Source organism: Rhodocyclus purpureus (assembly GCF_016653115.1).
GTDB lineage: Bacteria > Pseudomonadota > Gammaproteobacteria > Burkholderiales > Rhodocyclaceae > Rhodocyclus > Rhodocyclus purpureus.
The window spans coordinates 1-12,607 of record NZ_NHRX01000063.1 but is presented as its reverse complement, the minus strand read 5'-3'; the positions used below and the strand labels follow the sequence as shown (position 1 = coordinate 12,607).

The 12,607-nt window shown below is 66.9% G+C and carries 11 protein-coding genes; 3 read left to right on the top strand and 8 right to left on the bottom strand.

Annotated elements, in window-relative coordinates; translation table 11 throughout:
- Positions 1 to 42: 42 nt before the first annotated feature.
- Genes mnmH through CCR84_RS12880 form a run of 3 tightly spaced genes read left to right on the top strand, consistent with a single transcriptional unit; the run spans position 43 to position 1,950 of the window.
- Positions 43 to 1,119, top strand: coding sequence for a tRNA 2-selenouridine(34) synthase MnmH (gene mnmH / locus CCR84_RS12890; protein WP_338052614.1), 1,077 nt, complete (start codon positions 43 to 45; stop codon positions 1,117 to 1,119).
- Positions 1,120 to 1,174: 55 nt separating this feature from the next.
- Positions 1,175 to 1,663: a hypothetical protein gene (locus tag CCR84_RS12885; protein ID WP_207186291.1), complete on the top strand. Its 489-nt coding sequence runs from the start codon at positions 1,175 to 1,177 to the stop codon at positions 1,661 to 1,663.
- Between the two features lie 59 nt (positions 1,664 to 1,722).
- The gene (locus tag CCR84_RS12880) at positions 1,723 to 1,950 is read left to right on the top strand and encodes an RNA-binding S4 domain-containing protein (protein ID WP_201212966.1); all 228 of its coding nucleotides are present in this window, start codon (positions 1,723 to 1,725) and stop codon (positions 1,948 to 1,950) included.
- Positions 1,951 to 1,977: 27 nt separating this feature from the next.
- Here the strand turns inward: CCR84_RS12880 and guaD are convergent, their stop codons facing one another.
- From guaD to CCR84_RS12840, 8 genes are all read right to left on the bottom strand, one after another.
- On the bottom strand, positions 1,978 to 3,288 hold the full coding sequence (gene guaD / locus CCR84_RS12875; protein ID WP_338052613.1) for a guanine deaminase: 1,311 nt from the start codon (positions 3,286 to 3,288) through the stop codon (positions 1,978 to 1,980).
- Positions 3,289 to 3,573: 285 nt separating this feature from the next.
- Positions 3,574 to 5,226, bottom strand: coding sequence for an ABC-F family ATP-binding cassette domain-containing protein (locus CCR84_RS12870; protein ID WP_201212962.1), 1,653 nt, complete (start codon positions 5,224 to 5,226; stop codon positions 3,574 to 3,576).
- 160 nt (positions 5,227 to 5,386) lie between these two features.
- Positions 5,387 to 5,590, bottom strand: a complete 204-nt coding sequence (locus CCR84_RS12865) for a hypothetical protein (protein WP_201212953.1) — start codon at positions 5,588 to 5,590, stop codon at positions 5,387 to 5,389.
- A 168-nt stretch (positions 5,591 to 5,758) separates the two neighbouring features.
- On the bottom strand, positions 5,759 to 6,526 hold the full coding sequence (gene xth / locus CCR84_RS12860; protein WP_201212951.1) for an exodeoxyribonuclease III: 768 nt from the start codon (positions 6,524 to 6,526) through the stop codon (positions 5,759 to 5,761).
- A 116-nt stretch (positions 6,527 to 6,642) separates the two neighbouring features.
- The gene (locus tag CCR84_RS12855; RefSeq protein WP_201212949.1) at positions 6,643 to 7,872 is read right to left on the bottom strand and encodes a uracil-xanthine permease family protein; all 1,230 of its coding nucleotides are present in this window, start codon (positions 7,870 to 7,872) and stop codon (positions 6,643 to 6,645) included.
- On the bottom strand, positions 7,869 to 8,501 hold the full coding sequence (upp, locus tag CCR84_RS12850; protein WP_201212947.1) for a uracil phosphoribosyltransferase: 633 nt from the start codon (positions 8,499 to 8,501) through the stop codon (positions 7,869 to 7,871). Before upp ends, CCR84_RS12855 begins: the two co-directional genes overlap by 4 nt.
- Before the next feature lie 290 nt (positions 8,502 to 8,791).
- Complete coding sequence (locus CCR84_RS12845) at positions 8,792 to 10,036, bottom strand: glycosyltransferase (RefSeq protein ID WP_201212945.1); 1,245 nt, start codon at positions 10,034 to 10,036, stop codon at positions 8,792 to 8,794.
- A gap of 217 nt (positions 10,037 to 10,253) precedes the next feature.
- Positions 10,254 to 12,317: a M3 family metallopeptidase gene (locus tag CCR84_RS12840; protein ID WP_201212943.1), complete on the bottom strand. Its 2,064-nt coding sequence runs from the start codon at positions 12,315 to 12,317 to the stop codon at positions 10,254 to 10,256.
- Positions 12,318 to 12,607 lie beyond the last annotated feature (290 nt).

Genomic DNA, 12,607 nt, shown 5'->3' with positions numbered 1-12,607 from the left:
TCGTTAAGATGCGAAGCTCGATAACACCCTGGCGTTCAGAAAGTGTCCGATTACACACTGGCAACCGTAGCACAAGTCGGCGAGTTCGATACCATCATCGACGTCCGCTCGCCGGCCGAATACGCCGACGACCACATCCCCGGCGCGATCAATTGTCCGGTCCTCGACGACGAGGAGCGTATCCGCGTCGGCACCCTGTACAAGCAGGTCTCGCCCTTCGCCGCGCGCAAGCTCGGCGCCGTGCTGGTGGCGCGCAACATCGCGCGGCATCTGGAGGAGAAGTTCAGCGAGCAGCCGAAGTCGTGGCGGCCGCTGGTCTGCTGCTGGCGCGGCGGCCAGCGCAGCGGCTCATTCACGCTGGTCCTGCGCGAGATCGGCTGGCCGGCCAGGCGGCTCGAGGGCGGCTACAAGGCCTGGCGCCATCACGTCATCGCCGGGCTGGAAACCCTGCCCGCGCGCCTGCCCTTCCGCGTCGTCGCCGGACCGACCGGCAGCGCCAAAAGCCGGCTGCTCGAAGCGCTGGCCGCGCAGGGCGCGCTGGTCCTGCACCTCGAAGAGCTGGCCGCGCACAAGGGCTCGGTGCTCGGCGACCTGCCGGGTGCGGCGCAGCCCTCGCAGAAGACCTTCGAGACGAAACTGTACGTCGCCCTCGCCGAACTTGCCGAACGCTCCGCACGGGCGCCGGGGCAGCCGGTCTATGTCGAGGCCGAGAGCCGGCGCATCGGCGCGCTGCGCCTGCCCGAGGCGCTCAACGCGGCGATCCGCTCGGCGCCCTGCCTGTTCATCGACGCCAGCCTGCCGGCGCGCGTCGATTACCTGCTCGACGACTACGCCTACCTGTGTTCTGCCGAGCAACTGCGCGAGCCGCTGCTGCGCCTGAAGGAACTGCAGGGCCGCGAGCGCGTCGAGCGCTGGCTGCAACTCGCCGAAGCCGGCGATTTTCGCTCGCTGGTCGGCGAACTGCTGACCCTGCATTACGACCCGCTCTACGCGCGTTCGCAGCCGCGCAACTTCGCGCGCTTCGCCGGCGCGCCGCGCTACCGGGTTGATGAGCTTTCTCGCGCCAGCCTCGACGCGCTGGCAGCCCGGATTTTGGATGAAGGCGGGCGCCCGGCATAATGCGCCCCCTTGAGGGGCGCAGCGGGTGCCGTACCCTTTGCAGCGAGTCATTCCATTGAACATTAACGAAGAGAGCGAAGACGATCTTGTCGTCAACGAGCCGCGCCTGTGGACCGGCAAGGGCTGGACCGCGCGCGTGATCAAGAACGAGGACGACGAAGGCTGGGCCGTCGCGATGATCAAGGACGGCGAGTCCGAGCCGGCGCTGGTCGGACCATGGACCATGGGCCGCAACAAGAAGGACCCGAAGCCGCTCGACGCCGCCGCCTTCAACACCCTGGTCAAGACCGCGTCCGAAGTGCTGCGCCGGCACGAGCAGCAACTGCACGCGCAGTACCACAAGCGGGTGAGCGTGAACACGCCGGACGGGCGGATCGAGGTCACGCTCGACATCGTTCCCGACGAGTACGACCCGCACGCGATCCTTGCCGCCAGCGATGCCGCCGGAGACGAGATCGCCCGCGTTCGCGTCGCGCCGAACTTCAAGCTCAACCTGGCCAGTGCCAGCGCCTGGATCGACGACGAGTTCAGGAAACCCGGCTGAGCGCCGAGACTGCGCGGTTGCGGCGTATCATGCACGGCCAGACCCCACGGAGCCCTAACTTGACCCAGCGCATCTTCGAACTCGACCGCGAGTTCATCGAACTGAACATCCTGCTCAAGCTGCTCGGCATCGCCCACTCGGGCGGCGCCGCCAAGGCGCTGGTCGGCGACGGACAGGTCAGCGTCGACGGCGTCCCCGAAACGCGCAAGACGCGCAAGCTGCGCGGCGGCGAGCTCGTCAGCGTCGGCGGCGAGGAAATCCGCATCGTCGCAAGCGGCGCCGACTGATCCGGCGGGGGCGATCCGGGCGGCCCGTCAGACGCGGTCGCCGAGCACGTGCGTCGCCGCGACTGCGCGATCGTCGCCGAGCATCATCAGCACGAACAGGCGCTCGGACAGCGTCGTCGCGTTCGCCATCCGGCGCGCGAGCAGCGGTGTTGCCTGCGCGTCGAGGACGACGAAGTCGGCCTCCTTGCCGGGCAGGAAGTTGCCGATGAAGCGCTCGAGGTAGAGGCTCCTGGCGCCGCCGAGCGTCGCCAGGTAGAAGGCGCTCTCGGGCGACAGCGTCTGCCCCTGCAACTGCAGCACCTTGTAGGCCTCGTTCAGCGTCTGCAAGAGCGAGAAGCTCGTCCCGGCGCCGACGTCGGTGCCGAGGCCAACGCGGATGCCGAGCGCCTGCGCGGCGGCGAGGTCGAACAGTCCCGAGCCGAGGAAGAGGTTCGAGGTCGGGCAGAAGCTGATCGCGGTGCCGGTGGCGCCCAAGCGTTCGCGGTCCTCGTCGTCGATCCACAGGCAGTGCGCGAAGAGCGCGCGTTCGCCGAACTGGCCGAAGCGCTCGAAGACGTCGCCGTAGCTGCGCGCTTCGGGGTAGAGCTTGCGCGCCAGTGCGACCTCGCTGCGGTTCTCGGCGAGGTGCGACTGCAGGTGCAGTTCGGGCCAGGCGGCGAACAGCCTGCCGGCGAGCGTCATCTGCTCGCGGCTGGAGGTGAAGGCCGAGCGCGGCGTCACCGCGTAGCGCAGGCGAGCGCGCCCATGCCAGCGTTCGATCAGCGCTTTCGCCGCGCCGTCGCCGGTGATCGCGCCGTCGCGCAGGAAGTCCGGACAGTTCCGGTCCATCAGCAGCTTGCCGGAGACGAGGCGCATGCGCCGTTTTTCGGCGGCGGCGAACAGCGCGTCGACCGATCCGGCATGCACCGTCGGCAGCACCGAAGCCGTCGTCGTCCCGTTCTTCAGGAGTTCGTCGCAGAAGAATTCGGCGACCGCTGTCGCGTGCTCGGGGTCGGCGAAGCGGCGCTCGGCAGGGAAGGCGTACTTCTCCAGCCAGGGCAGCAGTTGCTCGCCGTAGCTGGCGATCATGTCGGTCTGGCCGTAGTGCACGTGCGTGTCGACGAAGCCGGGCAGGATCAGCTTGCCGCGGTAGTCGAGCGGTGTGGTTCCGTGCGGCAACTTCGCCAGCAGGGCGTCGGCCGGGCCGAGTTCGGCGACATGACCGTGGCGCAGGACGAGGATCCCGTCGGCGAAGTGCTCGAGCGCGGTGGCCCCGTGGCTTGCCGGGTCGGCGAGGAAATGGACGATCTCGCCGCGCACGGCGAGCAGCGGCGCGGGAGGGGCGGGCGGCGGATTCACTGCGCGAGACGATGGGCGATTACTGTTTGGCGGCGCTTTTGTCATCTCCCGACTCATCCCTGTCATCAGGCAGGAAATGATAGCCGGAAAAGGGCTTCCCGGCTTTGCTGTGCTTGCCGGCGCGAACCCGAACCATGAAACACGCTGCTTCATTCCGGTCATTGCGAGGCGCGCAGCGCCGTGGCAATCCAGTTCGTTCTTCTGTCTTCGCGACCTGATTCGAGCCCTACGCACTGGATCGCCACGCCCTGCGGGCTCGCGATGACGGGCTGCTGATGTTTCACCTCAACGTTCGCGGGCGCGCTTCGCCTCTTCCAGCAGGTAGCGCTGGTAGTCGTCGAGGTCGCCGTCGAAGGGGGCGACGCCGCCGCGCGAGACCAGCCAGAACTCGTCGCAGACCGAGCGCAGGAGCGCACGGTCGTGGCTGACCAGCATCACCGTTCCCTCGAATTCGTTGAGCGCGACGCCGAGTGCCTCGCGCGTGGCGAGGTCGAGGTGGTTGGTCGGCTCGTCGAGCAGCAGCAGGTTCGGACGCTGCCAGACGATCATGCACAGCACCAGCCGCGCCTTCTCGCCGCCGCTCATCGTCCCGACCGGCTGCTTGACCATGTCGCCGCTGAAGTTGAAGGTGCCGAGGAAGTTGCGCAGATCCTGCTCGCGACCCGCGACGTAGCCGCTTTTTCCCGCGGCGATCGTTTCCCTGGCCAGCCGGGTCATGTGTTCGAGCGGCGTGTCCTGCGGGCGCAGCACGTCGAGTTCCTGCTGCGCGAAGTAGCCGATGTTGAGTCCGCGACCGGCGCTCGTTTCGCCGGAAAGCGGCGCCAGGTCGCCGGCGATCGTCTTCACCAGCGTCGACTTGCCCTGGCCGTTGGCGCCGAGGATGCCGATGCGCTGTCCGGCATGGACCGAGCGCCTGATGTTGCGCACGATCACGGCAGGCAGCGTGCCGGCCGGGGCATCGGCCGGCGGCGGGTAGCCGATGGCCACGTCGGCAAGCGACAGCATCGGGTTCGGCAGGTTGAGCGGTTCCTGGAATTCGAAGCTGAACTCGGCGTCGGCGAGCACCGGCGCGATCTTCTCCATGCGTTCGAGCGCCTTGACCCGGCTCTGCGCCTGCTTCGCCTTGCTCGCCTTGGCCTTGAAACGGTTGATGAATTCCTGCAGATGGGCGATCTTTTCCTGCTGCCGGGCCAGCGCCGACTGCTGCAGTGCCATCTGTTCGGCGCGCATGTCCTCGAACGCGCTGTAGTTTGCGCCGTAACGGACGAGCCGGGCGTTGTCGATGTGTAGCGTCACCTGCGTGATCGAGTCGAGGAACTCGCGGTCATGGCTGATCACGATCAGCGTCCCCGGGTAGCGCTTCAGCCACGCTTCGAGCCAGACCAGCGCGTCGAGGTCGAGGTGGTTGGTCGGCTCGTCGAGGAGCAGGAGGTCGGACGGGCACATCAGCGCGCGCGCCAGTTGCAGGCGCATCCGCCAGCCACCGGAGAAGCTGTTGACCGGATTTCCCAGTTGGTCGGCGCGGAAACCGAGGCCGAGGATCAGTGCCTGCGCGCGCGCTTCGGCATCGTGCGCGCCGGCGTCGTGCAGGTCCATGTAGGCGTGCGCCATGCGCATGCCGTCGTCGCCGGCTTCGGCCGCGGCGACCTCGGCCTGCGCCGCGAGCAGCCGCGTGTCGCCGGCGATGACGAAGTCGGTCGCGCTCTCTTCGGTCTCGGGCATGTCCTGCGCGACCTGCGCCATCCGCCACTGCTTCGGGATCGAGTAGTCGCCGGCGTCCTCGTGCAGAGTGCCGTTGAAGAGGCCGAACAGCGAGGACTTGCCGGCGCCGTTACGACCGACGAGGCCGACCTTCTCGCCGGGATTGAGGGTGACCGAGGCGCGGTCCAGCAGCACCTTGGCGCCGCGGCGCAAGCTGACGTTCTTGAGGGTGATCATGGGCGAGATGGTGGCGCGTGGGCGCCAGAGAAGTGCGGCGGGCGACGCAGCAATGGAGGCGCGGCGCGTCGCCAGGGGAGGCACAGGGCGCCGGCGAGGGACGAGCTTGCGCGGTGAGCGCGCGTGCGGCCCGGGGAGGGCCACCCGGCGGGGGGATGACTCAGGCGGAGGTCGAGTTGCTTGCGTCGGTGGCGGGCAGTTCGGCAGCGTCGTCCCGCTCTTCGCCTTCCACTTCGCTGTCCGCGGCTGCGCCGCTGCTGCCGGCGGCCTTGGCGGCGAGCTTCTGGCGGCGTTTTTCTTCCTGCTTGTTCTTCTTCGCCAGATCCCTCTGGCGCTTTTCGAACTGGTAATTGGGTTTGGCCAAGAGGTTTTCCTTTGCGGGTGAGGCGTGCGGGAAGGGAAGAGGGATTGGAAGGGGGAAGGCAAGGCGCTGCCCGGCGCGTGCGCCGGTTCCGGGAGTATGCCACCTCTGCCGTTCCCCCGCTTGCCGGCGTTCCGGCCGAGGTGGCCGGGCCGGGGAATGTTGCGCGCTTCAGTCGCCGATTTCGGCGAATACCGGCGCGTGGTCGGAGGGGCGTTCGAGCTTGCGCACTTCGCGCTCGATGCCGGCGGCAGTGCAGCGTGCGGCGAGCGGCTGCGACAGCAGCACGTGGTCGATGCGCAGGCCGAGATTGCGCTGGAAGCCGCGCATGCGGTAGTCCCACCACGAGAAGCTCTTCTCCGGCTGCGCGAAGCAGCGGAAGCTGTCGACGAGGCCCAGGTCGAGCAGGCGCCTGAAGGCGGCGCGCTCGGCGTCGGAACAGAGGATCTGGCCGGCCCAGGCGGCGGGGTCGTGCACGTCGCGGTCTTCGGGAGCGATGTTGTAGTCGCCGGCGACGACGAGTTGCGGATGCGCGCGCAGCTCGTCCTCGATCCAGCCGGCCAGCGCGTCGAGCCAGGCCAGCTTGTACGCGTACTTGTCGCTGCCGACCGCCTGTCCGTTCGGGACGTAGGCGGAAATCACGCGCACGCCGTCGATGGTCGCAGCGATCAGCCGCTTCTGCTCGTCGGCAAAGTGCGGGTTGCCGACGACGACGTCGGTCGGGGCCTTACGCGAGAGCAGCGCGACGCCGTTGTAGGTCTTCTGCCCCGAGAACACCACCTGATAGCCGGCCGCCTCGATTTCGGCGCGCGGGAACTTGTGGTCCTCGAGCTTGGTTTCCTGCAGGCAGACGACGTCGGGCTGCGCCACGGGCAGCCAGTCGAGCAACTGCGGCAGACGGACTTTCAGGGAGTTCACGTTCCAGGCGGCGATTTTCAAGTTTTTTCCCGATCAGCGAAGGAGAAGGAGGGAGGGGGCGCTCGTCGTCGTGTTTTGTAATCGTCGAGATGCGTGCGCCGGGACGGATTGTGCCAGCCGGGAGCGGAATGCGAAAACTAGCCTTCCACTGGCTCGGCCGGCAGCAGCAGGTTGAGCAGCACTGCCAGCACGCCGCACAGGCTGATGCCTTGCAGTGAGAAACTGCCGATATTGACGCCGAGGCCGCCGATGCCGGTGACCAGCGTCACCGAGACGATGCACAGGTTGCGCGCGCTCGACAGGTTGACCTTGGCTTCGAGCAGCGTCTTCAGGCCGATGCCGGCGATCGAGCCGAACAGCAGCACCATGATGCCGCCCATCACCGGCATCGGGATGGTCTGCAGGAGCGCGCCGAACTTGCCGACGAAGGCCATCAGGATGGCGAAACCGGCCGCCCAGGTCATCACCACCGGGTTGTAGTTCTTGGTCAGCATCACCGCGCCGGTGACTTCGCCGTAGGTGGTCACCGGCGGGCCGCCAAACAGGCCGACGACATTGACCGCCAGACCGTCGCCGAGCAGCGTGCGATGCAGGCCGGGGTTTTCGGTGTAGTCCTTGCCGCTGACCGAGCCGATGGCGAGGATGCCGCCGACGTGTTCGACGATGGGTGCAATCGCCACCGGGATCATGAACAGGATCGCCGCCAGGTTGAATTCCGGCGTGCCGAATTCCGGCATGGCGATCCAGGCCGCTTCGCTGAGCTTGGTGAAATCGACGATGCCGACGAACAGCGACGCGATGTAGCCGACAGCAACACCGATCAGGATCGGAACCAGTTTCAGCAGACCGCGGGCGCGGATTGCGGTCAACATCGTTGCCAGCAAGGAAACGGTGGCGATGGCAATGGCCGTTTCGTACGGCACGACCTGCGCATCGCCCGCCTTGCCGGTCGCCATGCTGACAGCAACCTGGGCCAGACCGAGACCGATGACCATGATTACCGGGCCGATGACCACCGGCGGCAGCAGCTTGTGGATCAGCTCGATGCCACGCCATTTGACCAGCGCGGCGGCAACATAATAGAAGAAGCTGGCGGCAGCCAGTGCGCCCAGCGTCGCGTTCATGCCCCAGGTCTGCACCGAGTAGATCACCGGCGCGATGAAGGCAAAGCTGGAGCCGAGATAGATCGGCACCTGACGCTTCGTGCACACCTGGAAGATCAGCGTACCGACACCAGCGCCGAGCAAGGCCAGACTGGGATTCAGCCCGGTAAGCAGCGGCACCAGCACGGTTGCGCCAAAGGCCACGAAAAGGATTTGCGCACCGGATAGGGCGGTACGCCAGACGGGATCTTGTGTCGTGTTCATGCTTCCTTGGTCCCGAAGATCTTGTCGCCGGCATCGCCGAGACCGGGAATGATGTAGCCCTGTTCGTTCAGGTGGCTGTCGATGGCCGCCGTGTAAACCTGTACTTCCGGGTGTGCCTTGCTCAGCGCCGCGATGCCCTCCGGTGCGGCGACCAGCACTAGCGCCTTGATCTGCTGGCAGCCCTTGCGCTTGAGCATGTCGATGGTGGCGATCAGCGAACCGCCGGTGGCCAGCATCGGGTCGAGGATGATTGCCAGACGTTCGTCGAGCTGGCCGACGAAACGCTCGAAATACGGCTCCGGCACCAGCGTCTCGTGATTACGGGCAATGCCGACGACGCTGACCTTGGCGTTCGGGATCAGGTCGAGCACGCCATCCAGCATGCCGATGCCGGCGCGCAGGATGGGCACCACGGTGACCTTCTTGCCCTTGATCTGCTCGACTTCAACTTCACCGCACCAGCCGGCGATCCGGCAAGGTTCCAGTTCGAAATCGCTGCAGGCCTCGTAGCTCAGGAGACGCGCCAGCTCGGCCGTCAGCTCGCGAAATTTCTTGGTGCTGATGTCGCCTTCCCGCATCAATCCGATTTTGTGTTTGACCAGGGGGTGGCGGACTTCGATTACCGGCATGACGACCTCGCGCGCGTTTGCAGAAAAGGGGAAAGCTTGATTCTACTGTTGAGCCAATCGAACTGGTCGCGTGCCGAGGTTCGGCAACAACTGATCGTGGCTGCCAATACCCAGTTTGCTCACAGCGCGACACCGGTCTTCGATGAATCCGCTTTTGCCAAGGCGAGAAGTCCGTCGGCGTGGCATGTCAATAGAATGGCCGTCCGGGCAAGACGGAGAACAGGCTGTCGTGGGCGACGTCGTCTACTGCAACAAGGCGGTGTTCTGCCGGCAGCGAATCCCCCCGCGTCTCACCCCGCGGCGAGCCGGCGCACCCATTCAATCTGCGCCGGCAGGCAGCGGCTGGCGAGGTCGTAGCGCTCGACGGCGACTTTTCTCGCCGCGCTGCCCAGCCGCTGGCCGAGCGCACGGTCGGCGAGCAGGCGGCAGACCGCGTCGGCGAGTGCTTCCGGGTCGAAGAAGTCGGTGAGCAGCGCGGTCTCTTCGTCGGCGAGCGCCTCCTCGACCGGCGGCGTGCGGCTGGCGACGATCGGGCAGGCGACGCTCATCGCTTCCAGGAGGCTCCAGCTGAGCACGAACGGGTAGGTGAGGTAGACGTGCGCCGATGAGAGCTGCAGCAGGCGGACGAAGTCGGGGTAGGGGATGCGACCGACGAAATGCACGCGGCTCGCGTCGATCCGCTCCCTGACCTCGTCGAAGAAGATCGAGCGCCAGGTCTTGCCGGGTGGTGGAGCGGCGCCGTAGCTCACTTCGTTGCCGCCGACGATGATCACCCGCGCCTGCGGGCGGCGCACGAGGATTTCGGGCAGCGCGCGCATGAACACGTGGTAGCCGCGGTAAGGCTCGAGGTTGCGATTGACGAAGGTGATCACTTCGTCGGCGCGCGTGAGCGTGCGGCTGCCGTTGAGGCGCATGCTCACGCGCCCATCGGGACATAACTGGCGCGTGTCGATGCCGTCGTGGATGACGTCGATCATCGCCTGCAGCCGCTGCGGGTACTGGCTCTTCTGCCAAGCGGTCGGCGACAGTCCGCGCGCGGCCTCTTCGAGGCTGAGCAGCGCGTTGGCGTTCTTCAGGCGCAGGCGGCTGGCGTTGGCCAGCGCGTCGCCGCTTTGCGGAAACTCCGGGTCGAAGCCGACGTCGCTGCCCTCGGCCCGGTAGAAGAACTCGCAGTAGAGGCCGAGCCGCGCCTGCGGCCAGATTTCCCTGAGGAACAGGGTCTCGCCCCAGCCCGGATGGGCGACGATCACGTCGGGGACGAAGCCCTCGGCGCGCAGCGCCAGCGCGCGGCGGCTCGCGGCCTCGCCGCGCAGCACCTTCACCTGCAGGTCGGAGAGCCAGGGGTGGACGGCCTTCGGATCGGCTTTGGCGATCGCCTCCGGCGCCACCTTGTAGCCGAGCACGCGTACCCGACCCCAGGCCGCGTCCTCGCCGAGGCGTAGCGCGACGACCTCGTTGGCCGGGTCGGCGGCAAGTGCCGGCGCCAGATGCTTGTACTGGCCGGGGAAATTCTGGTGGACGAACAGGATTTTCATGATCCGGCGAGGCAGAGAATTTGTCATTGCAAGGCGCGCAATGCCTTGGCAATCCAGATTACGACTGGATCGCCAGGCCCTGCGGGCTCGGGACGACCGGCTGTGAGTCTGCGCAGCCGACAATACCGTCATTGCGAGGCGCGCAGCGCCCCGGCAATCCAGTTCGTACTTCTGGATCACCGCTCGCTGCGCACTCGCGATATCGGCGAACGGGCAATCAGGCCTCGACCATGCCGCTGTGGCGCAGCAGCGCATCGACCTGCGGGTCCCTGCCACGGAAGGCGCGGAAGGATTCGAGCGCCGGGCGTGCGCCGCCGACCGAGAGGATTTCGTCGAGGAAGCGCCGTCCGGTGGCGAGGTCGAAGGGGTTGCCGGCTTCCTCGAAGGCGGCGTAGCAGTCGGCGGAGAGGACTTCGGCCCACTTGTAGCTGTAGTAGCCGGCCGCGTAGCCGCCGGCAAAGATGTGCGAGAAGCTGTTCGGGAAGCGGTGCCAATCGGGCGGGACGATCACCGCGACCTCGCGCCTCACTTCGGCGAGCAGGTCGAGCAGGTTGCCGCCGGCCGGGTCGAAGTCGCTGTGCAGCAGGAGGTCGAACAGCGAGAACTCGATCTGGCGCACCGCCTGCATCCCGCTCTGGAAGTTCTTCGCGGCGAGCATGCGCTCGAACAGCGCGCGCGGCAGTTCCTCGCCGCTATCGACGTGCGCGCTCATGCCGCGCACCACGTCCCACTCCCAGCAGTAGTTCTCCATGAACTGCGAGGGCAGCTCGACCGCGTCCCATTCGACGCCGTGGATCCCCGAGACGCCGAGTTCCTCGACGCGGGTGAGCAGGTGGTGCAGCCCATGGCCGGTCTCGTGGAAGAGCGTGGTCACGTCGTCGTGGCTGAAGGTCGCCGGCTTCGGCTGCCCGTTGCGTTCGCCGACCGGACGCGGGAAGTTGCAGTTGAGGTAGGCGACCGGCGCCTGGATGCCACCCGGATGGATACGGCGGCGGGTGATCGCCTCGTCCATCCAGGCGCCGCCGCGCTTGGTTTCACGCGCGTAGAGGTCGAGGTAGAACTGGCCGACGAGTTGTCCCTCGGGCGTCTCGATGCGGTAGAAGCGCACGTCCTCGTGCCATACCGGCGCGCTGTCGGGCAGGACCCGCACCGCGTACAGCTTCTCGATGACGCCGAACAGCCCGGCGAGCACCTTCGGCTCGGTGAAGTACTCCTTCACCTCCTGTTCCGAAAACGAATAGCGTTGCTGGCGCAGCTTTTCCGAGGCCCAGGCGATGTCCCAGGGTTCGAGTGCGGCAAGGCCCAGTTCGGCCGCGGCGAATTCCTTCAGTTGCGCGAGGTCGCGCTCGGCGAAGGGCTTCGCCCTGGCGGCGAGGTCGCGCAGGAAGGCAGCGACCTGCGTCGTCGATTCGGCCATCTTCGGCGTCAGCGAGACCTCGGCGTAGTTGGCAAAGCCGAGCATCCTCGCTTCTTCCTGGCGCAGTTCGAGGATGCGGCGGATCAGCGGCGTGTTGTCGAGCTCGGCCGGGCCGAACTCGGATGCGCGCGTCGCGTAGGCGCGGTAGAGCGCCGCGCGCAGGCGGCGGCTGTCGGCGAACTGCAGCACCGGCAGGTAGGAGGGCATGTGCAGCGTGAACTTCCAGCCCTCGACCCCAGCCCTGGCGGCGGCCTCGCGCGCGGCTTCCCTGACGTCCTCGGGCAGCCCGCCGAGTTCGGCAGGGTCGGTGACGATCTCGGCGAAGGCATTGGTCGCGTCGAGCAGGTTTTCCGAGAACTTGGCGGCTAGGCTCGACAGCTCTTCCTGGATCTCCTGGAAGCGCGGCTTCGCCGCATCGGGAAGTTCGGCGCCGGACAGGCGGAAGTCGCGGATTTCGTTGTCGACGATGCGCTTCTGCGCCGGATCGAGTCGGGCGTACTCGTCGCTGGCGCGCAGCGCCTTGTACTTCGAGAACAGCGCGAGGTTCTGCCCGAGTTCGGCGAAGAAGCGCGATACCTCCGGCAGCATCGCGTTGTACGCCTCGCGCCAGGCGGGGACGTCATTGACCGAGTGCAGGTGGCCGACGATCCCCCACGCGCGCGAGAAGCCTTCGAGGCCGTCCGCGAGCGGCTGCGCGAAACCCGCCCAGGTCGCCTCGGTCTCCGCCGCGGTCAGGCGCTCGACCAGCGCGCGCGCGCGCGTCAGCAGTTCTTCGATGGCGGGCTTCACGTGGTCCGGGGTGATCGCGTCGAAGCGCGGCAGTCCGGAGAAGTCGAGCAGGGGGTTCGTGGCGATGTCGGTCATGGGGTCGCAGAAGGAAGAGGTTTAACGTGAAACTGCAAGGGCTGAAGCCAGCCCCCGAACAGCAGCCGGTCATCGCGAAGGCCGTAGGCCCGTTGCGATCCAGTGCGTAGGGCTCGAATCAGGTCGCGAAGACAGAAGAACGAACTGGATTGCCACGGCGCTGCGCGCCTCGCAATGAACTGTGCTTGTCGTCAAGCGAATTCTGGCGAAAATGATGTTTTTTGAGTAGCGACGGCGAAGGCTTGGCGAAGTAGTTTGTGGGCGATCGCAATGTTGATCACCTTAAAGGG